Origin of the sequence: Lichenicola cladoniae (assembly GCF_013201075.1) — a bacterium.
Lineage (GTDB): Bacteria > Pseudomonadota > Alphaproteobacteria > Acetobacterales > Acetobacteraceae > Lichenicola > Lichenicola cladoniae.
Genome location: NZ_CP053708.1, coordinates 3,819,396 through 3,845,012 on the forward strand (window position 1 = coordinate 3,819,396; position 25,617 = coordinate 3,845,012).

At 69.2% G+C, this 25,617-nt stretch carries 21 protein-coding genes; 10 read left to right on the forward strand and 11 right to left on the reverse strand.

Features of this window, described 5'->3' with window-relative positions:
- Window positions 1–107: 107 nt before the first annotated feature.
- From HN018_RS17275 to ileS, 4 genes are all read right to left on the reverse strand, one after another.
- Complete coding sequence (locus tag HN018_RS17275; protein WP_171832918.1) at window positions 108–650, reverse strand: DUF3035 domain-containing protein; 543 nt, start codon at window positions 648–650, stop codon at window positions 108–110.
- A 73-nt stretch (window positions 651–723) separates the two neighbouring features.
- The gene (locus HN018_RS17280) at window positions 724–1,542 is read right to left on the reverse strand and encodes an aldo/keto reductase (protein WP_171832917.1); all 819 of its coding nucleotides are present in this window, start codon (window positions 1,540–1,542) and stop codon (window positions 724–726) included.
- A gap of 64 nt (window positions 1,543–1,606) precedes the next feature.
- A complete protein-coding gene (gene lspA / locus HN018_RS17285; protein WP_171832916.1) occupies window positions 1,607–2,140 on the reverse strand; it encodes a signal peptidase II in 534 nt (177 codons plus the stop codon).
- Window positions 2,137–5,070: an isoleucine--tRNA ligase gene (gene ileS / locus HN018_RS17290; protein ID WP_171833486.1), complete on the reverse strand. Its 2,934-nt coding sequence runs from the start codon at window positions 5,068–5,070 to the stop codon at window positions 2,137–2,139. The genes lspA and ileS overlap by 4 nt, the downstream gene beginning before the upstream one ends.
- Window positions 5,071–5,615: 545 nt before the next feature.
- Here ileS and HN018_RS17295 point away from each other — a divergent pair.
- Complete coding sequence (locus HN018_RS17295; RefSeq protein ID WP_204259563.1) at window positions 5,616–6,743, forward strand: DUF4336 domain-containing protein; 1,128 nt, start codon at window positions 5,616–5,618, stop codon at window positions 6,741–6,743.
- Window positions 6,744–6,811: 68 nt separating this feature from the next.
- On the opposite strand, the gene HN018_RS17300 is transcribed toward HN018_RS17295, so the two are convergent.
- The 6 genes from HN018_RS17300 to HN018_RS17325 form a co-directional block, all read right to left on the reverse strand.
- On the reverse strand, window positions 6,812–7,750 hold the full coding sequence (locus HN018_RS17300) for a bifunctional riboflavin kinase/FAD synthetase (RefSeq protein ID WP_171832864.1): 939 nt from the start codon (window positions 7,748–7,750) through the stop codon (window positions 6,812–6,814).
- Window positions 7,747–8,472 carry an acireductone synthase gene (mtnC, locus tag HN018_RS17305; protein ID WP_171832915.1) on the reverse strand — a complete coding sequence of 242 codons (726 nt, stop codon included), beginning with the start codon at window positions 8,470–8,472 and terminating at the stop codon, window positions 7,747–7,749. The genes HN018_RS17300 and mtnC overlap by 4 nt, the downstream gene beginning before the upstream one ends.
- Window positions 8,472–9,011 carry a 1,2-dihydroxy-3-keto-5-methylthiopentene dioxygenase gene (locus HN018_RS17310; protein WP_171832914.1) on the reverse strand — a complete coding sequence of 180 codons (540 nt, stop codon included), beginning with the start codon at window positions 9,009–9,011 and terminating at the stop codon, window positions 8,472–8,474. The genes mtnC and HN018_RS17310 overlap by 1 nt, the downstream gene beginning before the upstream one ends.
- On the reverse strand, window positions 9,008–9,691 hold the full coding sequence (locus HN018_RS17315) for a methylthioribulose 1-phosphate dehydratase (protein WP_171832913.1): 684 nt from the start codon (window positions 9,689–9,691) through the stop codon (window positions 9,008–9,010). Before HN018_RS17315 ends, HN018_RS17310 begins: the two co-directional genes overlap by 4 nt.
- Window positions 9,692–9,730: 39 nt before the next feature.
- Window positions 9,731–10,021, reverse strand: coding sequence for a twin-arginine translocase TatA/TatE family subunit (locus tag HN018_RS17320; RefSeq protein WP_171832912.1), 291 nt, complete (start codon window positions 10,019–10,021; stop codon window positions 9,731–9,733).
- 177 nt (window positions 10,022–10,198) lie between these two features.
- The gene (locus tag HN018_RS17325; RefSeq protein ID WP_239478781.1) at window positions 10,199–10,909 is read right to left on the reverse strand and encodes a RecX family transcriptional regulator; all 711 of its coding nucleotides are present in this window, start codon (window positions 10,907–10,909) and stop codon (window positions 10,199–10,201) included.
- A 65-nt stretch (window positions 10,910–10,974) separates the two neighbouring features.
- On the opposite strand from HN018_RS17325, the gene HN018_RS17330 reads away from it, so the two are divergent.
- From HN018_RS17330 to HN018_RS17360, 7 genes are all read left to right on the forward strand, one after another.
- On the forward strand, window positions 10,975–13,593 hold the full coding sequence (locus tag HN018_RS17330) for a hypothetical protein (protein ID WP_172443487.1): 2,619 nt from the start codon (window positions 10,975–10,977) through the stop codon (window positions 13,591–13,593).
- An 88-nt stretch (window positions 13,594–13,681) separates the two neighbouring features.
- On the forward strand, window positions 13,682–14,899 hold the full coding sequence (locus HN018_RS17335) for an aspartate aminotransferase family protein (RefSeq protein WP_171832909.1): 1,218 nt from the start codon (window positions 13,682–13,684) through the stop codon (window positions 14,897–14,899).
- Window positions 14,896–15,960, forward strand: coding sequence for an ornithine carbamoyltransferase (gene argF / locus HN018_RS17340; RefSeq protein WP_171832908.1), 1,065 nt, complete (start codon window positions 14,896–14,898; stop codon window positions 15,958–15,960). The genes HN018_RS17335 and argF overlap by 4 nt, the downstream gene beginning before the upstream one ends.
- Before the next feature lie 5 nt (window positions 15,961–15,965).
- The gene (locus HN018_RS17345) at window positions 15,966–16,274 is read left to right on the forward strand and encodes a hypothetical protein (RefSeq protein ID WP_239478783.1); all 309 of its coding nucleotides are present in this window, start codon (window positions 15,966–15,968) and stop codon (window positions 16,272–16,274) included.
- A 65-nt stretch (window positions 16,275–16,339) separates the two neighbouring features.
- Window positions 16,340–17,326: an Hsp33 family molecular chaperone HslO gene (gene hslO, locus HN018_RS17350; protein WP_171833484.1), complete on the forward strand. Its 987-nt coding sequence runs from the start codon at window positions 16,340–16,342 to the stop codon at window positions 17,324–17,326.
- A gap of 83 nt (window positions 17,327–17,409) precedes the next feature.
- Complete coding sequence (locus HN018_RS17355; RefSeq protein WP_171832906.1) at window positions 17,410–18,531, forward strand: hypothetical protein; 1,122 nt, start codon at window positions 17,410–17,412, stop codon at window positions 18,529–18,531.
- The gene (locus HN018_RS17360) at window positions 18,531–19,625 is read left to right on the forward strand and encodes a hypothetical protein (protein WP_171832905.1); all 1,095 of its coding nucleotides are present in this window, start codon (window positions 18,531–18,533) and stop codon (window positions 19,623–19,625) included. The genes HN018_RS17355 and HN018_RS17360 overlap by 1 nt, the downstream gene beginning before the upstream one ends.
- Here the strand turns inward: HN018_RS17360 and HN018_RS17365 are convergent.
- Window positions 19,619–21,766: a protein-disulfide reductase DsbD family protein gene (locus HN018_RS17365; RefSeq protein WP_338033986.1), complete on the reverse strand. Its 2,148-nt coding sequence runs from the start codon at window positions 21,764–21,766 to the stop codon at window positions 19,619–19,621. The genes HN018_RS17360 and HN018_RS17365 overlap by 7 nt on opposite strands.
- Before the next feature lie 77 nt (window positions 21,767–21,843).
- Here HN018_RS17365 and hrpB point away from each other — a divergent pair, with 77 nt between their 5' ends.
- Window positions 21,844–24,411: an ATP-dependent helicase HrpB gene (hrpB, locus tag HN018_RS17370; protein WP_171832904.1), complete on the forward strand. Its 2,568-nt coding sequence runs from the start codon at window positions 21,844–21,846 to the stop codon at window positions 24,409–24,411.
- Window positions 24,412–24,467: 56 nt separating this feature from the next.
- Window positions 24,468–25,604: a trypsin-like peptidase domain-containing protein gene (locus HN018_RS17375; protein WP_171832903.1), complete on the forward strand. Its 1,137-nt coding sequence runs from the start codon at window positions 24,468–24,470 to the stop codon at window positions 25,602–25,604.
- Window positions 25,605–25,617: the final 13 nt, after the last annotated feature.

The following is a 25,617-nucleotide window of genomic DNA, read 5'->3' on the forward strand; positions in this document are numbered from 1 at the left end:
CGTCGTGGCAGTCGAGAACCGGAGCGGAGCGGCCTTATCGGCCGTGAGCACCGGAAGCGCAGAATGCTGCGTCGGATCGCCGGCACGGCCCATTACCGGGCGATCCGCTAGAAGAGGCGATCGAAGAAGCCGGGCTTGCTCACCTTGACGGTCGGCGTGGCACCGACGGTCGGGCTGCGACCGAGGGCAGAGTTCTCCTGCAGGCGCTGGCGCTCGGCGGTCGCATCGACCACTTCGCCGGCCTGGCCGCCCTTCCAGAACATCAGCTCGTTGACGAAGCCCTGGCTCGGATGGTCGAGACCACCGGTCGCAGGCTGGCTGCTGGCCTGGTCGGCTCCGGCGACGAGTGCCTGCTGGCCGGTGCTTGTGGCGCCGTTGGCACCCTGCAGCGCCACGTTCGGGGCCAGCGTCTCGAGCGCCTGGGTCTGGCTGCTCTGTTCCTGCGGCCGTTCCGCACCGGGCGTCGGCTGGTTCAGGGCGGCGGTCGGCGGCATCGACAGCGGTGCCCGCGTGGTGACGGTGAATTCGTCCGGGGCGGTCCGGATCATGCCAAAATCGCGCTCGATCTGCTCCCCGGTGCAAGCGGAGAGCATGGAGCCGGCTGCCACGAGGGCAGCCAGCAGGACGACACGGTTCTGGAGCACGGACATGCTGGCCTCATAGGATGGAAACACCCCTCGGGCAAGCATCGTGCCGTATCAACGGCAACTCCTGCAACAGGCGCTAGAAGGTGTTCGGGTCCGGCCCGATCCGCCGGCCGCTCTCGAGGCTGCGCATCTGCTCCATGTCGTCATCCGACAGCGCGAAGTCGAAGATGTCGATGTTCTCGGCGATCCGCGACGGCGTGATCGATTTCGGGATCGCCACGATGCCGCGCTGCATGTGCCAGCGCAGCACGATCTGCGCCGGGGTGCGTTCGTGCTTCGCCGCCAGTTCCATGATGACCGGTGCATCGAGCTCGCCCTGGGCCAGCGGGCTCCAGGCCTCGGTGACGATGCCGTGCGCTTTATGAAATTCGTGAAGCTCGTTCTGCGGCAGGGTCGGATGCAGCTCGATCTGGTTGACCGCGGGTACGATCGCGGTTTCGGCCAGCAGTCGCTCCAGGTGAGGCACCTGGAAATTGGACACGCCGATCGCCCGGGCCCGGCCCTCCTGCTTGAGCTTCTCGAAGGCGCGCCAGGTATCGAGATACTTGTCCAGCGCCGGCTTGGGCCAATGGATCAGATAGAGGTCGACATAGTCGAGGCCGAGCCGCGCCAGGCTGGCATCGAACGCCTTCAGCGTGGCCTCGTAACCCTGGTCGTCGTTCCACAGCTTGGTGGTGATGAACAACTCGTCGCGCTCGATGCCGGACTTGGCGATCGCCTGGCCGACGCCCTGCTCGTTCCGGTAGATCATCGCGGTGTCGATGGAGCGGTAGCCAGCATCAAGTGCCAGCCCGACGGCCTTCTCGGCCTCGTCGGCGCCGACCTTGAACACGCCGTACCCGAGTTGCGGGATCGCGTTGCCCTGGCTCAGGCTGATGGTCGGGACATGCGGCATGGACTGGTGCTCCGGCGTGCTGGTCTGGACGGGTGTCGTCACAACAGCGCAGGCGGCCCGGCGTTCATTGCTGTTTCGGAGGCCGATCGAACAGGCTGTCGATCAGCAGCACACCGACGCCGCAGACGATCGACGCGTCGGCCAGGTTGAAGATGTAGTTCCAGGACAGCGAGCCCAGATGGGCATGGATGAAATCGACCACCGCGCCGAAGCGCAGCCGGTCGATTACGTTGCCGATGGCGCCGCCGGCGATGGCGCCGAGCGCCGCGGCGACCCACGGTTTCGGGGTGCGTCGCATCCAGAACAGCAGCATCACCACCACGGCGAGCGCCACGGCGCTGAACAGAAAGCGTCCGGCGGCACCCACTCCGCCGAACAGGCCGAAGGTCACCGCGTGGTTCCAGACCATGACGAAGTCGAGCACCGGCAGCACCGTGACGCGACCGCGCACGGGCAGGTCGAGCCGGTCCAGGATCCACCATTTGCTGGCCTGGTCCGCCACCAATACCACCAGCCCGAGGATCAGCCCGAGCGGCAGGTAGCGCCCGTTCCCGGCGCGCGCGCGGTCGGCGAGAGCCGATGCCTTGATGCCGCTCATGCGACGACCGCGGCGCAACGCAGGCAGAGGGCCGGGTGGGCGGCAACCTGGCCGACCTCGGCGAGCACCTTCCAGCAGCGGGCGCATTTCTGGCCGGACGCCGCCTGGACCCGCGGACCCCGATGGGCGGTTCCGTGGGCTGACTGCTCGCCCTGACGCTCGCTCGCGAACAGCGAGACCGCGGACGGGTCGACCTCGATCCCGGCCTTCGAGACGATCGCCAGTTCTTCCCAGTCGATCCCCGCGAACTCCGCGGCCTCGGTCTCGGACAGCGGCAGGGTCAGCGCGGCCTGCAGCGACGACCCGACCACGCCATCCCGGCGTGCGGTCTCGATCGCGGTGGTGATCAGCCGCCGGACCGCGCGCAGCCGGACCCAGCGTTCGCCGAGTTCCGGGTCATGCCAGTCCGCCGGCAGCGTCGGGAACGACTGCAGGTGCACGCTGCCCCGACCCTCGTCGCCTGCACCGAAGCGCTCGGTCCAGGCTTCCTCGGCGGTGAACACCAGCACCGGCGCGAGCCAGATGGTCAGGCTGCGGTGCAGATGGTCCAGCACGGTCCGGGCGGCCCGACGCTCCAGGCTGGAGGTCGCATCGCAATAGATCGCGTCCTTGCGGACGTCGAAATAGAAGGCCGACAGGTCTGCGGCGCAGAAGGTGTGCAGCGCCGGATACACGCCCACCCATTCGTGCGTCTCGACCGCGCGGGCGATCATGCGGCCCAGTTCGGCCAGGCGGTGCAGCACCCAGCGCTCGAGCTCGGGCATCTGGTCATGCGGAACCCGTTCGGCCTCGTCGAAGCCGTCGAGCGCGCCGAGCAGCCAGCGCAGCGTGTTGCGCAGCCGGCGATACAGCTCGCCCTGCTGCTTCAGGATCTCCTTGCCGATGCGGAGATCCTCGTTGGTGTCGGAGTTCATCACCCACAGCCGGAGGATGTCGGCGCCGAGCGTGTTGTTGACATCCTGCGGCGCGGTGACGTTGCCGAGCGACTTGCTCATCTTGCGGCCCTGCTCGTCGAGCACGAAGCCGTTGGTCACCAGGGCGCGGAACGGCGCCATGCCACGTGTGCCGACGCTCTCAAGCAGGCTGGACTGGAACCAGCCGCGATGCTGGTCGGAACCTTCGAGATAGAGGTCGGCCGGGAACGGCAGGTCGCCCTGCCCCAGCACGAACGCATGCGTCGAGCCGCTCTCGAACCAGACATCGACGATGTCGAACACCTGATCGTACTCGGCCGGATCGCGGTCGTTGCCGAGGAAGCGCGCGGGCGGCGAGGCATACCAGGCATCGGCGCCCTCCAGCCTGAACGCCTCGACCACGCGCTGCATCACCGCCGGGTCGCGCAGCACCTCGCCGGTACGCCGGTCGACGAACACCGCGATCGGCACGCCCCAGGCGCGCTGCCGGCTGATGCACCAGTCCGGACGTCCCGCGACCATAGCGGTCAGCCGGTTGCGGGCCTGCGCCGGCACGAAGGTGACATCCTGCAGCGCCGCCAGCGCCTGCGCCCGGATGCCTTCGTCGGCATCGTCGCCGGGCCCGCCATCCATGCGGATGAACCATTGCGGCGTGGCGCGAAAAATCACCGGCGCGCGCGAGCGCCAGCTATGCGGGTAGGAATGGACGATCTGGCCGCGCGCGACGAGGCCTGCCGGGCCGCGGTCGGGATCGCTGTCCTCGGACTGCGACACCGCCATCGCATCGGTCAGGGCGGCACACACAGGGTCGGCCGCCTTGAACACGTGCACGCCGGCGAAGCCCTGCACCCAGGGCGCATACCGACCATCGCCCTCGACGGTCTCGGGGACCGCAATGCCGTAGGCGACGCAGAGCGTGAAATCGTCCTCGCCATGCGCCGGCGACATGTGCACCAGGCCGGTGCCGGCATCGGTGGTGACGAAATCGCCGGGCAGCATCGGCACGTCGTAGTCGTAGCCGCCGTCATAGGCCGCCACGCCGCGCCACGGATGCGCGCAGACCGCACCCTCCAGGGCGCTTCCGGGGAGTGTGTAGAGCACGTGGTGCTGCAGGATGCCGGCGACCTTCACGAACGGCTCGATCAGCGCCTCGGCGATCAGCACGCGGGCGCCGGGCTGCAGGCCCTCGGCGGTCTCGGACGGGGACGCGCCGACCTCATCGACGCAAAGCACCACGTAGGTGATCTCCGGCCCGTAGGCGATCGCCCGGTTGCCGGGGATGGTCCAGGGGGTCGTGGTCCAGATCACCGCCGACACGCCTTCGAGCGCACAGGCCGGCGTCGGATCGCGGACGAACGGGAACGCCACCCAGATCGTGGTGCTGGTCAGGTCGTGATATTCGATCTCTGCCTCGGCCAGGGCGGTCTTCTCGACCGGGCTCCACATGACCGGACGCAGGCCGCGATACAACGAGCCGTTGGCCAGGAACTTGCCGATCTCGCCGGCGATGATCGCCTCGGACTTGAAGTCCATGGTGGCGTAGCGGCCGGCCCAGTCGCCCTGCACGCCGAGGCGGCGGAACTCGGTTGCCTGGAAATCCAGCCAGGTCTGCGCATGCGCGCGGCACTCCGCGCGAAACTGCAGCACCGGCACCTGGTCCTTGTCCTTGCCGGCCTTGCGGTACTTCTCCTCGATCTGCCACTCGATCGGCAGGCCGTGGCAATCCCAGCCGGGGACGTAGTGCACCGCGTAGCCGCTCATGCGGTGGGCGCGGTTGATGACGTCCTTCAAGATCTTGTTGAGCGCGTGACCGATATGCAGCGGGCCGTTCGCGTAGGGCGGGCCATCATGCAGCGTGAAGTACGGACGGCCCTCCCCGGCGGCGCGCAGGGCGTCGTCCAGGCCGATCGCCTCCCAGTGCGCCAGCGTCGCCGGCTCGCGCTTCGGCAGGTCGCCACGCATGGGAAAGCCCGTACGGGGCAGGAATACGGTGTCGCGATAGTCGGTCTCGGTCATGCCGCCGTTCTTTACATGCCGTTCCCGGCTTCGCCACGCTTTTGCGGGGCCGGGCCTTGGCGGGTCAAGCGGTGCAAAGGTCCGGCCAAGCGTCGGGCCCGGGATGCAGCCTTGCAGGCGACGGCACTGGAACTTCATGCGAACAGCCTTCGCCCGCATCGACTGCGACAGTGCGGACATGCCGATCGTCCTGGTCGGCCAGCAGCGGAACGCTCTAGATCAGATGGTTCCGGAACTGAAGGGACTCACCACGCACCCCAGCCGCGGCGCGGTTACTCAAGGGCAGGATGTCGTTGCCCTGCGAGACGGACCACGCTGCAATGCCTGCCAGCCGGCAGAGTACGTCCGTGACTCCGGAGCCCGGCTCGTTGGCGCAAGGAAGTCAGCGACCAGTCATTGTACCGCTGCCGCCAGGCGTCGCGCCCTTGCCGCCCGGCATCTCGAAGAACCGTCATCGACAATTGATCCGGCCCGAAGCGCTCGGCCCGCGCATCTATCGGATGCCGCGGTCGTTGCGTGTGCCACCCCTGTCGAGGCGCCAGACAATGATCCCGACCCGCATGCATGGAGCGATCGACTACGGCGTGGCCTGCCTCCTGGGCGGGCTGGCGACGTCCCGCGCCCTGCCAGCGCCAATACGGGGCGTGCTGGCGACGGCGGCCACGTTCCACTCCACCTATGCGACCCTCACCAATTACGAGGCCGGGCTCCGTCCGGTCCTCAGCATGCGCCAGCATCTGGCGCTCGACGCACTCGGCGGAGCGGCGGTGGCCGGCGCCGGGTTGCTGATGCACCGCCAGCCCTGGCAAGCCCGCGCCTTGCTGATCGCCGCCGGCCTGTCGGAACTGGCGGTGGTCGCAGCCAGCAGCGCCACCCCGGTCAGTGGTCCGGGACAGGGTTCCGGGCCGGTCGCGCGTGTGCTGGGCCTGACCGTGCCGCCTGCCGGCAAGGTCGGCTATCCGCCGATCGACATCCCGAAACCGGTTGCCGACGATGTGTTCATCGTCGACAGCCTGCTGCCGGGCCCGATGGGCACGGCACTTCCGGTGCGCATGACGGTGATCCGCCTCGGCAACGGCGACCTGCTGCTGCACTCGCCGACGCAATTCAGTGACGCACTCAAAACCGAACTCGAGAAGATCGGTCGTATCCGGCACCTGATGGCGCCCAACGTTGCGCACTGGACGTTTCTCGAGGCGTGGCAGCGCGCCTGTCCGGACGTGACGACTTGGTCCGCGCCCGGCCTGCGCGAGCGCTCGCAGGTGAAGAAGAGCGGCGTCCGGCTCGATCACGACCTGAGCAGCTTCCCGCCGACGGCCTGGATCGGCATCACGCTAGTGGAGGTTGTCGGCGGCTTGGGGTTCAGCGAGATCGCCCTGTTCCACCAGGCATCGCGTACGCTGGTGCTGACCGACCTGGTGCTGAACCTGGAGGCATCGAAGCTTCCTGCGCCGATCCGTCCGCTGGCCCGGCTGTTCGGTGTGACCGCCCCCGACGGCATGCCGCCGCCCTACCTGCGCGCGGCGATCAAGCGGGACAGGGCGTCCGCCACGAAGGCGGCATCGCGGCTGCTCGAGCTGAAGCCCGAGCGGGTGATCTTCGCGCATGGCTTGTGGTTCGAGCGGGATGCGACCAATGCGCTGCGCCGGTCCCTGCGCTGGCTGCTTGGCTGAGAGCAGGAGCTGCGAGCACCCTGAAGGCGACATGATGCGGCTGCGATAGAAACGCGAGGCCGCAGACTTTACGAGGCCGGCAGCGCCCGCAGATAGTCCCGCGCCCACGTGGCATCCAGGCCGATCTGCGCTTTGAGGGCGTCGAGGCCGTCGAACTTGCGTTCGGCGCGCAGCAGCGTGTGCAGCGAGACCGACAGCTCCTGGCCATAGAGGTCGGCGTCGAAGTCGAACAAATGCGCCTCCATCCGGCTCTCGGTGGTGCTGTTGACGGTCGGGCGGCGGCCGATATTGGCGACGCCCGGACAGACCGTGCCGTCCGGCAGGCGGATGGTGACGGCATACACGCCACGTGCCGGTTCGAGATGCCGCCCGAGGCTGATGTTGGCGGTCGGAAAACCGATCGTGCGGCCACGCTTGTCGCCGTGCGCCACGATGCCGCGTACCGCCCAAGGACGTCCCAGTTCCTCGGTGGCGCGCTCGGGGTATCCATCCAGCAACGCCCGGCGGATGCGGCTCGACGAGAGCGGGCCACCGGCGTCGGTCAGTGCCGGAACGATGGTGAGGCCGATGCCGAGCGCCTCGGCATGGATCGCCAATGTCGCGACGTCGCCGCCACGCCGGTGGCCGTAGGCGAAGTCGGCCCCGCAGGCGAGATGCCTGGCGCCGAGAGCCGTATGCAGCACGTCGTTGACGAACTGCTCGGCGGTCAGGGTCGAGAACTCGCGGTCGAACGGGATCTCGAATATCCGGGCGACGCCGAGTGCGGCGAGCGCGTCACGTCGTTCGGCCGACAGGCTGAGCCGGAACGGCGGGTCTTCCGGACGGAACAGCTCGCGCGGATGCGGCTCGAAGGTCAGCACCCCGAGTGGCGTATTCGGCCGCGCCGCATGCAGCGTGCGCAGCAGATGGGCATGCCCGAGATGCACGCCGTCGAAATTGCCGAGCGCCAGGATCGCGCCGCGTGCCTGCTCGGGTACCGTCCGCCAATCGGTGTAGAGCGCCGTCACGGTTCGGAACCGGATCGTATGTCTGGAGAAGGTGACAGCGGCAATCCAAATCGCTGCGACACCGCATCGAAGTCGATGGCGACCGGATGAACCGTGCCCGCCTTCGTGCCATCCTGTGCCCGCACCAGCTGGCATGTAGCAAGGCCGGCGGCGGCGGCGGCATCGAGTTCGGCCTCGATATCGGACAGGAACAGCACGCAGTCGGGTGGAACCCCAAGCCGCCCGACGATGCCGGCATAGCTCCCGGCCTCGCGCTTGGTGCCGACCCTGGTGTCGAAGAAATGGCCGAACAGCCCGGCCAGGTTGCCGTCCTGGCTATGGCCGAAGATCAGCTTCTGCGCTTCCTCCGACCCCGATGAATAGACCGCCAGGGACAGCCCGGCCTCACGCCAACGGCGCAGCGCGGGCGCCACGTCCGGATAGAGTTCGCCGGTCAGGACACCGGCCTCGTAGCCGTCGCGCCAGGTGATTCCCTGCAGCGTCTTGAGCGGGGTGATCTTGGCATCCTCGTCCATCCAGGCGAACAGCTGCGCCAGCGGATCGCGGCCGGGAGCCAGCACGTCGATCTCGGCCAGCGCCTGGGCGACCTGCAGTTCCTCGGAACGACGTGTCACCAGCGCCGGCAGCTCCATCCTCGCATGCGGGAACAGAACGCGATGGACGAACGCGATCGGGGTGGTGGTCCCTTCGATATCGACCAGCACGACGGACGGCACCGGCATCAGCTGACCGGAAACCGCTCGGCCACGCTATCGCCGGTATAGTGCGCGACCCAGCCCGTCGTGTCGGTAAAGACCCGCAACGCCGTCACGAACGGCGGATCACCCGCGTCGAACCAGTGCATGGTTCCGTTCGGGACCGAGATCAGGTCGCCGGCAGTGCATTGCGCGTCGTAGATGCGGCTTCCGACATGCAGCACGAAGTTGCCTTTGCCATGCACGAAGAAACGCACCTCGTCCTCGGTGTGCGTGTGCTCGGACAGGAACTTCGTTCGCAGGGCCTCGCGGTTCGGCGTCTCGGGACGCAGCTTGATGACGTCGGCGGTGCCGGCGCCATTCTCGCCCATCAGCCGGTCGAGGTAGGGCCGGTATGCCGCAAGAATGGTGTCGGCGTCATCGTCCGGGGACAGGGTGACCGGACTGTCCCAGCGCTCGAACCGCACGCCGATGGTGGCAAGCTCCCGGGCAATGGTGTCGAGATCCTCGGCACGCAAGACCGGACGGTCGGGGGCATCGTCGGTGTAGATGGTCAGTCGGCTCATGGTCTCGATTCCAGCTTCCGGCGTTCCAGCACGCACGCCAGCAGGAATTCGAGCCCCTCCAGCCGTGCCAGCGCCATATCCATGGTACGGCCCCAGACATAAACACCGTGGCCACGGATCAGATACCCCATCGGGCATTTGCCCAGGTCCGGAGAAATCAGCTCCGCCAGCCGCGCGATATCCTGGTCGTTGTCGTAGATCGGCAGGTGCAGGGAGGCCTGGTGGGTGTCCTGCCCCTCGAATGCCTTGAGCAGTTCGTAGCCGGAGAACTCGATCGCATCCCACGATCCGTCGCTGGACCGCCGATCCGGCTCGTGCATCGACAGCACGGTCGCAGCGACCGAATGCCCATGGATGACGGCACCCTCCGGCAGGATCCGGCGATAGAGATCGGTGTGCAGTCGTGTCTCGGCACTAGGGCGGATGCGCGGGATTGTCGCGAGCCCGTCCAGATCGACCTCGATTACATCCTGGGGTGTCAGGAAGCCCTTGTGACAACCGCTTCGGGTGATCGCGATCCGGCCATCCGGCAGGCGGCGGCTGATGTTGCCGGCGGTCGCGGGAACCCAGCCATGCCTGTCGAGCCGGCGACCGGCAGCAACGATCTCATCGGCTGCCGTCAGCCAGGCATCATCTGACGCAGCCGGCGCGTGGCCGGCTGCAGGCTTGCTCTGGTTCATCGCATCGATCCGGCCGACAGGCGCCAACCGGGTCCAGGACTAGTTCTGGTGACGGACTGGCTCGACCGGCGCGGTGCCGGCGGCGGGCTGGTAGACCGGTGCGACTGCCGGGTTCTGCACCACGTGCGGTGCCGTCGCGTTCGGCGCGGCAATGCTGCCGGAGGTCGGGCCGCCATGCTCCATCGATTCGTCCTCGCCCATGTTGCGCTTGAACGACTTGATGCCTTTTGCGAAATCACCCATCAGCGTGCTGATCTTGCTGCTGCCACCGAACAGCAGCAGGACGACCGCCAGCACGATCAGCCAGTGCCAGATGCTCAAGCTACCCATGACGACCTCTCTGTCGGACCCAGGCCTGGACCGTGCCGGCCTGATTGATTGCGATACGGAGGCAGCTGGATGACCCCTCTGCCATACGATCGTGCGGGCGATGGTTGCCTGCAATAGGAGGACATGGCGCCGACCGGCGAAGCATGCAAGCGGCGAATGGGGAGACCCTGCCCCGACCTAGAGGCGCTTGAGGTGCAGGATCAACCGGTCCGCCTCCTCGCGGTCCGTCGAGAGCGCGCGCTCGGCGACGTCACGACTGAAGCCGGCGCGGGCCAGGGCGCCCAGGGCCCGGTTCCGGACGCGCGCCTCGGCGAGCGGATCGTCGCCCGCCTCGTCAGCCGATTGCACGTCGGGATCACCGAACGGCCCGATCCGGCGGCGGCGGGCCTGGGTGAGTGCAGCTGCGAGCTCGGTGTCGGCATCGTCGGACAGCGAGGCCGCCGCCAGATCGGGGTCGATGCCACGCTGCGCCAGATGGGCACCGATAACCCGGCGCGATCGGCCCGAGCGGGTCAGCGACCGGGCTCGCGCGGCCGCATATGCCGCGTCGTCCACCACCCCCGACGCCACCATCGACGTCGCGACCAGGCGGGCGGCGGCCCGGGCCGCCGCGGCCAGCTCCGCCACCCGGTCCGGTGCGTCGCCAAACGTGACGGCCCGGCTGGCCCAGCGCTGGATGCGGCGATCGAGTACGCGCACCAGGCCTATCTCGGTTGTGGAATAGCGTGCGAGGTGGGCCAGGGCCGCGTTTCGAAGCGTGCCGGCTCCCGGGGCGGGCCCGGGCGGCAGTTCGGCGAGCTCGGCCGGGGTGAGACGCTGGCCACGCCTGCGTTTGCGCTTGCTCGGGTCGGGGGCCACCGTGTCGGCTGCCTCGTTGTCTGGCGGCACGTCCTGCATGCCGCCATCATGGCCTGCCCGGGACCGAGAAGAAACCGCCTGAAATGACCGTTCCCATGCGCTCCTTACGGAACGGCTTCAGGTTGATGCAAGCGGCCGGCGGCCGATTGCCCGATCTGCCGTGGCTCCTGCTGCTGCTGGCGATGCCGGTGCTGGTGCATCTTGCCGAACTGGCCGGACTGATCTCGTCGGACCCGCTGCTGCTGGTTTCCGGGCTCGGGGTCGATGTTCCCGGCGGGGTGCTGCTGACGGGGCAGCCGGGCTGGATCGACGGCAATGCCGGCGTGACGGTGCAGGCACTCGGACGGCTGGTGGCACGCGACTGGGCGCACGGCATCGTGCCCTGGTGGAACCCGTATTCCGGGGTGGGCGTGCCGCTGGCCGGGGAATACCAGCCGGCTGCCTTCTTCCTGCCCTGGGTGCTGCTGTTGGGGTTCCACAACGGCGTGCTGCTGCTGAAGGTGGCGCTGCAGATCGTCGCCGGGCTCGGATGCTGGGGACTTGGCCGCCGGCTCGGCTTCGTCCGGCCGGTCGCGGCGATGGGCGCCCTGCTGTTCGCGTTCAACGGCAGCTTCGCGTGGGCATCCGACGCGCCGATTCAGCCGATGGCTTTCCTGCCGCTGATCCTGCTCGGCATCGAGCAGGCGCGCGACCGTGCCGGGCGGATGGGCGGATGGGTGACGCTCGGCTTCGGGCTGGGCTGGTCGCTGCTGGCGGGATTTCCCGAAACCGCGTTCCTCGACGGGCTGCTGGCGCTGGCCTGGAGCCTGGTGCGACTGGCCGGGGAGCGCGGGAACTGGCCCGGTCTGGCAGGACGGCTGACGCTCGGCAGCGTGTTCGGGCTGCTGCTGGCAGGACCGCAACTGGTCGCCTTCATCGACTTCCTGCCCGATGCCTTCGTCGGGTCGCATGCCGGGCCGATCGCGTCGCCACTGCCCTCGGCGGGCTTCGCGATGTGGCTGATGCCCTGGCTGCATGGGACGATCCAGCTGGATCGCATCGCCGACCTCTGGTTCGGGCTCGGCGGCTACCTGGGAGCGGCGCCGGTGCTTCTCGCAGGCCTCGGGCTGGCGGCGCGAGGCGGTCGCGAGCCTGGCCTGCGCTGGATGCTGTTCGGCTGGATCGTGCTGGTGGTGGGCAAGACCGCAGAGTTGCAACCGTTCGCGGCCCTCGCCGACGCGATCCCGATGATGGCGCATGCGGTGGTGTCACGGTACGCGACCGCGTCGGTCGAACTGGCGGTCATCCTGCTGGGCTGCTTCACGCTCGATGACTGGTGCCGAGGCCGCATCTCCAGCCGGACGCGGATCGCCATCGGGCTCACCGGCTTCTGCGTCGTCGTGGTGCTGTGCCTGATCCTGGCATGGCCGGTCAGCCGGACCCTGCCGCGCCCCGCCTGGCTGCTCTCCGTTGGCTTACTGGTCCTGGTCGCCGGAGTGCTCGCGGCGCTGCTTTCCCGACCCGCGACGCGCAAGCGGCTGGGCGGCGTGGTCCTGGTCGGGGTGATCGAGGCGCTGATCCTGTTCGCCGTGCCGCTGGCCTCGGGCCGGACCGGCGGGCGCCTGGATACCGGCACCATCGCCTTCCTGCGCGCCAATCTCGGGCTGCAGCGCTTCACGACCCTCGGCAGCGCACTGGTTCCCAACTACGGCGCCTACTGGGGCCTGGCCTCGATCAACCATAACCTGATCCCGGTGCCGCGGCACTGGTCCGACTACCTGCATCGCGCGATCGACCCGGACAGCGACCCGGTGCAGTTCTATGGCGCCGATGGCGGCAACCCTGCCGGGATCCGGCGACGGGCCGCGGCGCTCGCGCCGCGGATCGGCGCGTTGTCGGCCCTCGGCGTGCGCTACCTGCTGCAGGATCACGGACGTGACTGGCTGGCGGTTCCGGCGGTGCCGGAAGACGGTCGCACCGATGCCGGCTTCACCGGGCTCTCCGGCAGCGACGTGCTGACCGCCATGTATCCGCACGGGCCGCGATCGGCGATGCAGGTGGGGCGCGTGTCGGTCATGCTCGGCACCTTCCGGAGCCGGTCGAGCGGCCTGCTGCTGGCGACGCTTTGCAACGGCACCGAGTGCGCGCATGGCTCGGCCGACCTGGGGGCCGCCGTCGATAATGGCGCGATGCTGGTCCGGCTCGACCGGACGGTGACGCTCCGGCCGGACCAGCCGTTCCGCCTGACCCTCACCCATCCCGATGGCGCCCGCGTCGCGATCTGGCTGTGGCAGCGGGGAGACGCCGCCCCGCCCCTCCCGCGCCTCACGCTGCAGGACGGGTTCCTGCCGATGCTGACGCTCGTGCACCAGGGCGAGGCCGCGGACATCTACGCCCTGCCCGATCCGGCGCCGTATGCGGAGGTTCGCGGACCATGCCGGCTGCGGATCGACAGCCGGACCCGCATGGTGGCCGATTGCACGGCGCCGGCGATGCTGGTCCGCCGCGAGCTGTTCCTGCCGGGCTGGGAATTCCGGACCGGGGGCGCCTGGCAGCCGGTGCGCCGCGACGGCGAGCTGTTCCAGTCGGCAGCTTTGCCGGCGGGTCATTCCGGGATCGAGTTCTCTTATGCGCCGCCGCACGCACCGGTCGGCTGGTGTGCGCTGCTGCTGGCACTGGCCATGCTCGGCGCAAAGCTTGGCCTGTGGCTTGCACGTCGCGTTGCGCCGGTTTGACTTGGTTTTGAACGGCGCCGCATTCTCCGGCGTTCAACCCTCCTCAACCCCCCGCTGCAATGCCCCAAAAGGCCGAGAAAGCCTGACGATGATCCCTTCGCTGATGCCCACCTACAACCGTGCCGACCTCGCTTTCGAGCGTGGCGACGGCGTCTGGCTGTACACGTCGGATCAACGACGATTCCTCGATTTCGGCGCCGGGATCGCCACCTCCTCGCTCGGCCATAACTATCCGCACCTGGTTGCCGCGATCGCGGAACAGGCGGGCAAGGTGATGCATGTCTCGAACCTGTATCGCGTGCCGCAGGCGGAGCGGCTGGCGGCGCGGCTGGTCGCGGCGTCGTTCGCCGACAGCGTGTTCTTCTGCAACTCGGGCGCGGAGGCGAACGAGGGCATGGTGAAGATGATGCGCCGGGCGCAGGCCGCCACCGGCCATCCGGAACGCACCGGCATCATCTGCTTCGACGGCGCGTTCCACGGACGCACGCTGGCGATGCTGTCCGCCACCGGCAATGCCAAATACCTGTCCGGATTCGGCGAGCCGGCACCCGGCTTCGACCACGTGCCGTTCGGCAACATGAACGCGTTGCGCAACGCGATCGGCCCGACCACCGCCGGCATCATGATCGAGCCGATCCAGGGCGAGAGCGGGGTGAATTCCGCCGACGTCCGCTTCATGCGCGACCTGCGCGCAGCCTGCGACGAGTTCGGCCTGCTGCTCGGGCTGGACGAGGTCCAGTGCGGCATGGGCCGGACCGGGCGGCTGTTCGCGCACGAATGGGCCGGGATCAGCCCGGATGTGGTCTCGACCGCCAAGGGTATCGGCGGCGGCTTTCCGCTCGGCGCGATCCTGGCGACCGAGGCGGTGGCCAAGCACCTCACGCCCGGTTCGCATGGCACCACGTTCGGCGGCAACCCGCTCGCCTGCGCCGCCGGCAACGCGGTGCTGGACGTTATGTTGGCACCGGGATTCCTGGCCCAGGTCGAGGCACGCGGCCGCACGCTGCATGCGGCGCTCGAGCGTCTGGTGACGGCACGGCCGGACCTGTTCGAGGGCGTGCGCGGCCACGAGAGCACCGGCGGGCTGATGCTCGGCCTGAAATGCCGGTTCCCGGTGTCGCAGCTGCAGGCGGCGGCGCTGCAGGAGGAACTGCTGGTGGTGGTCGCCGCGGATGACGTGCTGCGGGTGATTCCGCCGCTGATCGTCAACGACGCCGAGTGCCTGGAAGCGGTGGAGCGACTGGCGCGTGCAGCCGATCGCATCGTCCTGGCGGCGCCGCTACTGCACGCGGTCGCTGCGCAATGAGTGCTGTGCTGGACGATCTGGCGAGGCACGAGATCGCGGCGCCGGCGGGTGCGCCGGATACCGGGGCGCTTCGCCACTTCCTCGACCTGCGCGACATTCCCGCCGAGGTGTTGCGCGAGATCATCGACGTCGCCAAGGCGATGAAGCTGTCCAGGCGCGGCAAGCGCCTGGCGGATCCACGCAGGCCGCTGGCCGGGCTGACGCTCGGACTGATGCTGGAAAAGCCGTCGACCCGCACCCGCGTGTCGTTCGAGGTCGCCATGCGCCAGCTCGGCGGCGACGTGGTGGTGCTGAGCCCGCGCGACATGCAGCTTGGGCGCGGGGAAAGCATCGCCGATACGGCCCGCGTGCTGTCGCGCTTCCTCGACGTGCTGGTCGTGCGTACGGACGGTGCCGCCACGCTGCGCGAGCTGGTGGCTCATGCGAGTATTCCGGTGATCAACGGACTGACCAGCACCTCGCATCCAGCGCAGCTGCTAGCCGACATCCTGACCTTCGAGGAACATCGCGGACCGATCGCCGGCCGGGTCGTGGCCTGGTGTGGCGACGGCAACAACGTCGCCACCAGCTGGATCGAGGCGGCGATCCGGTTCGGCTTCACCCTGCGGCTGGCGACGCCACCGGAAATGGCGCCGAATTCGGAGGTGCTGGCCTGGGCGGAGCGTGAGACGGCGCGAAATCCGGGGTCGGGCCGGATCGAGCTGGTGCACGACGTACAGTCTGCCGTCAGGGGCGCGGACTGTGTCGTTACGGACACGTGGACGAGCATGTCCGACGATCCGACCGAGAATCGGCATATGCATCTCGAAGCCTATCGGGTCGATGCCGCGTTGATGGAGCAGGCAAAGCCGGACGCATTGTTCATGCATTGCCTGCCGGCGCACCGCGGCGAGGAAGTGACCGACGAGGTGATCGAGGGACGGTGGTCCGTGGTGTTCGACGAGGCCGAAAATCGGATGCACGCGCAGAAGGCGCTGCTTGCGTGGGTCCTGGGCGGTCCCGACTGGGCTGCGATCGGACAGGACGGCGACCACCATGATGTGGTGAGGCAGAGCCGATGACAGGCATGAGCGACGATCCCCAGAGCCCGTCCAGCACCGAGGACGTACCGTCGGCGCCGGGCTGGGTGGAACAAAGCGTCGAGGAGATATTCTCGACGCTGCGACAGGGGCCCAACACCAACAAGCTGCGCAATGCGTATCTCGACTGCCTGGCCTCGACCCGCAGCCCCGAGGATATAGACGCGGCGCACGATCGCTGCCGGCAGAGCCTGATCAAGGCCCTGCGCGAGCAGGAGAAAGTCGGGGGGCAGGCTTTGGCGGCGCTGGAGCTGAAGCTCGAGGCGCTGGAAGCTGCGATTTCCGAGCGGGTGTAGTTCGCGAGGCGCCGCATCGGTTGCCAGTGCTGGCGGACCGGGGAGCGCCGCACTATTTTGGCTTCATGGTCGATACCCCCGCTTTTCTTGATCCGAACCGCCCGGACGTGCCCGATATCGTGGTGCCGCGCGGACTGACGCCGTTCTTCCTGCCGAACCGCCCGGTTCGCGGCCGGCTGGTGCAACTCGGCATCCTCGCCGACGCCCTGATCCGCCGGCACGACAACCCGCCGCCGGTCAGCAAGCTCGCCGGCGAGGCACTGGCGCTGGTGGCCGGTCTCGCATCCGCCCTCAAGTTCCGCGGCTCGTTCAGCCTGCAGGCCAAGGGCGACGGCCCGGTTTCCATGCTGCTGGCCGACTGTACCGATTCCGGCGCCCTGCGCTTCCATGCCCGCGTCGACCAGGAGCGCATGTCGGCGCTGCTCGATGCCGATCCGGCACCGACCGCCTATGCGCTGCTTGGCAGTGGCTACCTGGCTTTCAGCGTCGACCAGGGTCCGGACATGGAACGCCACCAGGGCATCGTGTCGATCGAGGGCGAGACGCTGGGCGCGATGGCCGGCCATTATTTCGAAACCAGCGAACAGCACGAGTGCTGGGTGCGGCTGGCCTGTCGCCGGACGTCGAACGGCTGGCGCGCCGCGGCACTGGTTCTGGAACGGATCGCGGCGGACGGCGGCATCGAGCTGAACCGCGAACTCGACAATGCGGTGCTGGACGCCGAGCGTATCCCGCATGACGGCACCGATGCGGATGCCTGGAACACCGCGGTCATCCTGGCATCGACCCTCGGCGAGGAGGAACTGCTCGACGAGACGCTGAGCTCGGAGCAACTGCTCGAGCGGCTTTTCCTGACCGAAGGGGTGGCGATCGACCGGCCCCGGGCGCTGGCCTACGGCTGCCGGTGCTCGCGTGCGAAACTCGCGGGCATCCTCGAAACCTTCCCGGCGCCCGACCTGGACGACATGCAGCTCGAGGGCGACATCATCATGACCTGCGAGTTCTGCAACATCGATTTCCGCTTTCCCCGGGAGACGGTGCACGGCAGCTGAGGCGATCGGCGGGTCTCTCCGCTTGTCGCGAGAGCCGTTGCTTTGTAGTTTCGAAACGACAGTCTTCTGCTGGAGGTCCCCACGTGCCTATTTGGCCGGTCTCGTTTGTTGACGGCAGCGTTCAGGTGGCCGACGCCGATGGCGCGTTCTATCCGATCACGATGAGCGGTGCGCCGGTACCGGACTTCAACGCGGGCTGGAGCGCACGCGGCCTGCAGACCGGCCTGCCGCCGTTCCACATCCTCGAACTCGTGCATGCGGACCATCCGGGCACCTACTGGATGCTCGACTCCGCGCTCGATTTCCGCTCCAACGCCGCCAACCTTTTGGCCGGGGCGCAGCGCGACCTGTTCCTGCAGCATGTCGGGCCATTGGTGCAGAACCTGTTCGACGAGGCGGTCAAGGCACCGCATGCGGCGGTCCCGTCGGCGTCGCAGTCGTTCGAAGGGTTTCTCCCCGAGAACGTGCACAACCTGATCGCGGCAGTGGTCCCGACCACCCCCGGCCGGCCGGACGTCGTTTCGGTGGCATCGCTGGGCGAGGTCGGCACCGGCTACACCCATGCCGGGTTCACCTTCCCCGCTGCCCATGTCGAGCAGATCCTGCAGAGCCCGCCTGCATCGTCGCCACAGATCTCGGTGCCATCGCCGCTGGACGGGACCGCACTGGCTTCGCAGGAACGACTGGAGCTGCCCGGCCATACCGCCTTCCGTTTCCTGGATCGCGAGAGCGGCCTTGTGTTCTATCTCCTGGTCGGCGAGGGATCCGGCGACCGGCACCTGTACGTGCCGTCCGCATCCATCGTGTTGACCAGCGGCCCGGCCACGACGGCGCACGATCCGCTGACGCTGCTGCTGGTCTATTACGCGACCAACACGAACCGCGCCGTCATGTTGCCGGAGGCCGAAGGTCTCGAGCCCGGCCTGGTGCATATCGTGCCGCCGCCGCGGACCGGCCTGGACGAACCACCGGCCCGGACACCGGAACCGGCACGAGCCGCAGCCCCCGCCGCATCGCGCGACGATGAGCGGGTCCTCCAGACTGCCTATGCGACCCGGGCGGCGGTCGCCGAACCACTCTCGGCATCGCCACGGACCCCGCCTCCGGTCGCACCGGTACGGACGGCCAGCCCGGAAGCTTCCTTGTCACCGCCCGCGTCATCGCAGAACTGGTGGCAGCGCCTGCTGGGGTTGGGGAACAACTGATGGACCTGTTGGCAATGCGGCGGCCGCGCGACAGCTCTCTGCGGCTGTGCCTCGGCCTGACCAGCCTGACCGCGATCATGCTGCTGGCCGGATGCGGCGGCGACAGTCGCTCCGAGCCGGTGTTCAAGCAGCCGAGCTACACCTACCTGACCCCGTTGCGGATCAATGTCGGACAGATCCAGGTCGAGGATCATGTCCCGCCGCCGACCGGCCCGAACGATCTCGGTCCGAGTTCGCCGGTGTCCCCGGACCAGGCGCTCAAGCAGATGGCGCAGGACCGCTTGGTCGCCGCGGGCAGTTCCGGCACGGCGGTCTTCACGATCGACCAGGCCTCCATCACCGGGCAGCCGGGCGGAGCCCTGGATGGCGCGATGGCCGTGCATCTGGACATCGTCAGCAACGGCGGCGGCCATGCCGGCTATGCCGAGGCGCACGTGTCCCGGCAGTTCGTGCCCGGCTCGAACTCCGACAATGATGGGGTCAAGGCCGAACTCTACAACCTGACCACGCAGATGATGCAGGACATGAACGTCGAGTTCGAGTTCCAGCTGCGGCGGACCCTCGGCGACTGGATGCTCGATGCCTCCGGCGCACCGGTAGCCGCCTCTGTCGAGCAGCAATCGCTGACCGGGCCCGGTGCCTCGCCGGCATCCGCACCTGCGAACCAGCCCAGCTCGATGATGCCGCCCGCATCCGTGGGAGCACCGATGCAACTTGCGCCGCCGCCGGGTGCGATCCCGGCTGGCCAGCCGTTGCCGCAGGGCCCCGTGCCGGGTGCGCCGGCGTCTACCGGTCCGGATGCGGTCGACCCCACGGCAGCGCCGGGGCCGATCCAGCTATCGCCGCCGCCGAGCTTCCTGCAGGCGCCGCCCGGTGCGTCATCGCCTGTCGCGCCGTCTTCCAATGCCGCACCTGCGCCCACGAACCTGGCGCCAGCCGGCTATCCGGTGCCGCCGGGCTATCATCCGGGAAGCCAGGGCACCGACGGGCCGACCTCGCTGGCTCCGGCGCCGTCGCCTGCCTATCCGACCCCGCCCGGTTATCACCCAACCAGCAGCACCGCGGACCAGCCGCCGACCGGCTCGGGCTACTGAGCTCTCGTCGCGTCGATCGCGTGTAGCACCAAGTTCGGCGTCAGGATCTGCGGCCAGACCTGACCGTCCGCGCCGGCCGGATAATAGATGTAGAACGGCACGCCATCGCGTCCGTGTGCCTGCAGGAACCGGGTGATCGCCTCGTCGCGCAGGGTCCAGTCGCCTTTCAGCAGAGCCACGTGATGCTCCGCGAAGGCAGCGCGGACCGACGCCGACTGGAACGCGATCCGCTCGTTGACCAGGCAGCTCACGCACCAGGCGGCACTCATGTCGACCAGCACCGGACGACCGGACTGGCGTAGCGAGGCCAGCTTCGGCTCCGAGAACGCCTCCCAGCCGTCGCTGGCTTGCGCGTTCTGTCCGCCATTGGACGATGCCTTGCCGAGGCCGGGCAGCATGGCAAGCGCCGCCAGCAGAAAGGCCAGCGACAGGAAGCCGGCGAAACGCGTGCCCCGCACGCCCTCGGTGCCGGCGCTCGACATCGCCAGGCGTTGCGACAGGCCGAACAGCCAGGCGGCGGTCCCGAGCAGGACCAGGCCGGCCGCGACGGTGAGCACGCCGGCGGACCCGCCCTCGGTGCTGGCGACCCAGGCAAGCCAGGCGCAGGCGGCGAAGATCGGAAACGCCATCGCCTGCTTCAGGATGTCCATCCAGACACCGGGCCGGGGCAGCGAGGAGGCCAGCCGGGGAATGCAGGCGAACAGCAGGTAGGGCAGCGCCAGCCCGAGACCCATCGTCAGGAACACCGACATGCCGACCAGGGCCGGGGCACCCAGGGCGCCGGCCAGTGCGCCGGCCATGAACGGCGCGGTGCAGGGCGTGGCCACCAGCACCGCCAGCAGGCCGGTTGCGAAGTCGCCGACATGGCCGCGACGGCTGGCCAGTCCCTGTCCGGCGCCGGTCAGGCTGCCGCCGACCTCGAAGGCGCCGACCAGGTTCAGACCGACCAGGAACAGCAGCCAGCAGGTCGCGGCAACGAACGCCAGCGACTGGAACTGGAAGCCCCAGCCGACCGACGAGCCGGCCGCGCGAAGCCCGAGCGTGAGGCCGCCCAGGGCCCCGAACGCGACCAGGATTCCGGCCGTGTAGAACAATGCGGACAGGCGCTGCTCGCGGCGAGCCAGGCCCGAGAGCTTGCTGAGTGCCATCGCCTTCATCGCCAGCACCGGAAACACGCACGGCATCAGGTTGAGGATCAGCCCACCGAGCAGCGCCAGGCCCAACATGCGCGGGATGCCGGCGGTCGAACCGGCGCCGCCCGGGACGGGCATGCCGGGCGTCGCCGATACGGTCAGCGCGCTCTGCTGGCCGGCGGGATCGCGCAGCACCACCAGCGCCTCGAACGGACGGTCCGGCTTGAAGCCGGAAGCCGGCTTGAGCGGGATGGTGATCGAACCGTCATGGATGACCGGGGTCTGTACGGCGGTCTGGTCGATCAGCCCGGTGCTCGCCGGGAACAGCCAGGCCGTGGCGACCGAGGTCGGCGACAGGCCGGCGCCGGTCAGGGTGAAGGTTCCGTCGCGGGCGATGTGGGCGGCGAACGGCGACGGGCGCGGCGCTGCCTCGCGGGCGGCCTCGAACAGGCCGGCCTCGGGCGACGCTTGCGGCGACGCGGTGGCAGGACCGGCGGGCAGGGTGATGGAGAAGGTGCCCTGTTCCGGCACGCAGACCGTGGCGCAGGCGAGCCATTCGGCGGTCGCCTTGATCACCAGCGGCGCGCCGTCATTTGCCGAGGCGGCGGTCGGCACCAGCTTCAGCGGCAGCAGGACATCGCCGGTGTAGGCGTAGCTCATCAGCGGGCCTTCCGGCAGGCGCTGGGGTACTGGCCAGATGATCGTGCCGGTCTGGCCAGCACCGCCACCCGATGCGGTCACCGCGATCGTCGCCGGCTCGCCGGCGTCGCCCGGGTTGGACCAGTAGGTGTGCCAGCCCGGAGCCAGCTTCAGTCGAAGGCCGACCCCGAGCGCGCGGCCCGGGGCCCAGCCCTGCTGATCGGTGACCAGCGTGACGGCATCGTGGTCGGTGGTGACGGCGGCGCTCTCGGCCGCCCGCGCCGATGGCGCCGCGATGGCGGACAGGCACAGCATGGCGGCCGTGGCCAGGATAGCCGGAAGCCGGAGACGAGCGGAGGATGCAGTCAAGTCGGTCTCCAGCCAGGAAGGGCGTGCAGGCATAGGCCCGTCTTTGACACGAGTTGCTCCACCCTCATACAGGGCGGATGCTTCCTGACCCGCTGCCGGACCTTCCCATCGTCGAGGCGCTCCCTGCCCTGCTGGCAAGCCTGGACACCACGCCGAACGCCGTGCTCGTGGCACCTCCCGGCGCCGGCAAGACCACGCTGGTGCCGCTTGCCCTGGCAAGTGCCGCCTGGCTCGGCACCGGCAGGATCGTCATGCTGGAACCACGCCGGCTGGCCGCACGCGCGGCGGCGCAACGCATGGCCAGCCTGATCGGCGAGGAAGCCGGCGGTCTGGTCGGGTTCCGGACCCGCATCGACAGCGCCATGTCCGGCCGTACCCGGATCGAGGTGGTGACCGAGGGCATCCTGCTCAGGCGGCTGCTGTCCGACCCGATGCTCGACGGGATCGGCTGCGTCATCGTCGACGAGGTGCATGAGCGCAGCCTGGACGCGGACACGGTGCTGGCCTTTTGCCTCGACCTGCAGCGCCAGCTGAGGCCGGAGCTGAGGCTGCTGGCGATGTCCGCCACGGCGGATGCGGCGGCGCTGTCGCAGCGGCTGGGCGGTCCGGTGATCGAGAGCCAGGGCCGGATGTTCCCGGTCGAGATCCGTCATGCGACGCGCGACCTGCCCAGCCTGCGCGACCTGCCGGATGCGGTAGCGCGGGCGGTGCGCACTGCCCTGGCCGACCAGCCGGAGGGCGACGTACTGGCGTTCCTGCCGGGGGTGGGTGAAATCAGGCGCACGCAACAGGCGCTGACGGAGTTCCGCGTCGATGCCGAGCTGCTGCCGCTGCATGGCGAGCTGCCGCCGGCCGAGCAGGATCGCGTGCTGCGTCCAGCGCCACCGTCCGAGCGCCGGCGGCACGTGGTGCTTGCCACCTCGATCGCCGAGACCTCGCTGACCGTGCCGGGGGTGCGTATCGTGGTCGATGGCGGCTGGCGGCGGGTGCCGCGGCTCGATGCGGGTAGCGGGCTGACCAGGCTGGAGACCGTGCGGGTCAGCCGGGCCGCCGCGACGCAGCGATCGGGCCGGTCCGGACGCGAGGCGCCAGGCACTGCCTACCGGCTCTGGACGGAAATGACCGCGCGCGGCCTGCCGCTGCAGGACCGGCCGGAGATCCTGGATGCGGAGCTGTCGGGGTTCCGGCTGCAGGCGGCGGCCTGGGCCAGCCTGATGGACACCGCGCCGAACGCGCTGCCGCTTCCCGATCCGCCGCCGGCAGGCGCGTTCGAGGCGGCAGGCAGCCTGTTGCGGGCGCTCGGCGGGCTCGATGAGGACGGACGCATCACCGGCCTGGGCAACCGGATGGCGGCGCTGGGCGCACATCCGCGCCTGGCGGCGATGATGCTCGCAGCGGACAGTCCAGCCGAGGCGGCACTGGCGGCGGACCTTGCCGCGCTGCTGGAGGAACGCGATCCACTGCGGCCGCGTCCCGCCGCCGGTGGCCGCCCGGTCGATCCGCCGTCGGACATTTTGCTTCGGCTCGAGCTGCTGGCCGGCCGGCATCCTGCGGGCCAGGAAGCGGATCGCGGCGCACTGGCCCGGATCAGGCAGGCCGCGAACGGCTATCGTCGCCGGCTGCGCACCGACGCTCCCGCCGAGGGCGACGCGGCGGCGCTGCTGTCGGCCGGGTTCCCGGACCGGATCGCCCAGGCGCGCGGCGAGATCGGCTCGTTCCGGCTGGCGGGCGGCGGATCGGCCAAGCTGGCACGCGGCGACGGGCTGTCGTCGTCGAAGCTGCTGGCGGTCGCGGCGCTGCATGTGCGGGATGCGGCACGGATCACCCTGGCGCTGCCGCTCGATCCGGAACGGCTGCCGTCGGCACTGCTGGCACGCACCACCGAGCAGGTCGAAAGCGGGCTCGATCCGGTCAGCGGCGCGGTGATGAGCCGCCGGCGCCGGCGGCTGGGCCAGCTGGTGCTGCAGGACCGCATCATCGAGGCCGATTCCGCCGAGACCGCCCGGCTGCTGGCAAAGGCGGCGTCCGAGCGGCTCGGCACGGCTCTCGACTGGAGCGAGGCGGCGCGGCAGTTGCAGGCCCGGGTGATGGTTCTGCGCGGTCTCGACGGGGACATTCCGTCGCTGCCCGACCTGTCCGATACGGCGCTGGCGGCGTCGGCGCAGGCGTGGCTGGCGCCGCATCTGCGTGGCCTCACCCGCCTGCCCGAACTGTTGCAGCTCGACCTGGCCGGGCTGCTGCGCCGGCAGCTCGACCATGCGCAGATCACTCGGCTGGACCGGCTGCTTCCGACCCAGCTGGCGCTGCACGGGCGTCGGATCGCGATCGACTATACCCAGCCGGTGCCGACCGCTTCGGCCAGGGCGCAGGATTTCTACGGGGCGACCCGGCTGCCGCCGCTGGCCGAGGGACGGCTCAGGCTGCAGGTGGCGATGCTGTCGCCGGCCGGACGGCCTGCCGCGATCACCGCCGATCTCGAAAGCTTCTGGCGCGGCGGCTGGGCCGACATGCGCCGCGACATGCGTGGGCGGTATCCACGGCACGACTGGCCGGAAGACCCATCGGCTCCGGCTCCCGGCGCGCAGACCGCGTCCAATGGGACACACCCTGGCGCGCATGCCGCTACGCGCAAGCCACAGCGGTGATTTCCCGAACGTTCTGGTATTAGGATGAACGCCAATTGCCTTGAGGCTTTGGCTGCATGAACGAAACTGGCTCGACCCTGCCCCGGCGCCCAGTGCTTGGGGCGGTCATACCGGTGGCGGCATTCCGAGCCCTGTTGGCGGTTGCCATCTGGACCGGATCGACGGCCGCCCGTGCGGAGCCGGACCCGCAGGGTGGACCGCTGCTGGTGGTCAGCGGGCCGCTGAGCTTTGCGCCGCTGGTGCGCAAGGTGGTGCCGGCGGTGGTCAACATCGCCGTGACCCAGGATGTGGACGACGATAGCCAGACCAAGGTGAAGGTGCCGCAGGCGTTGCGTGGCACGCCGTTCGAGAAGCAGTTCCGCGAGCGGATGCGGTCGCGCCGCGAGCAGATGCTGGGCGCCGGCTCGGGCTTCGTGATCGACCCGTCCGGAATCATCGTCACCAACAACCACGTGGTCGGCAACGCCAACAAGATTTCCGTGTCGTTCTCGGACGGCACCGAGTTGCCCGCCAAGCTGCTCGGCAGCGACGAGCTCACCGACATCGCGGTGATCCAGGTCAAGGCGGACCACAAGCTTGCGTTCGTGACCTGGGGCGACAGCCGCAAGGTCGAGATCGGAGACTGGATCCTGGCCGCCGGTAATCCGTTCGGGCTGGGCAGCTCGGTCACCGCCGGCATCGTCTCGGCGCGCGGGCGCGACATCGGCGCGGGTCCGTTCGACGATTTCCTGCAGCTCGACGCGCCGATCAACCCGGGCAACTCCGGCGGACCCTCCTTCGACATGCACGGGCAGGTGGTCGCGCTGAACACCGCGATCGTCTCGCCGACCGGTGGTTCGGTGGGGATCGGCTTCGGCATTCCGAGCGAACTGGTGGCGCCGATCGTCGAGCAGTTGCGCACCAAGGGGCATATCGATCGCGGCTGGCTCGGCGTGACACTGGAAAATGCCACCGGCGGCGGCGTGGCGATCGTGTCGGTCGACAAGGGCGGGCCGGGCGCCAGGGCCGGCCTCCGGTCGGGGGACATCGTGAGCATGGTCAATGGCGACCATGTCGACACCAATCGCGGACTGATCCGCACGGTTGCGGCCGCGGCGCCCGGCAGTTCGATCCGGCTGCAGGTGACCCGCAAGGGCCATGCTGTGGACGTGCTGGCCGTCGTCGGCCGCCGCGTCGACGAAAACCCGGGCTGAACACCTTCTGGCC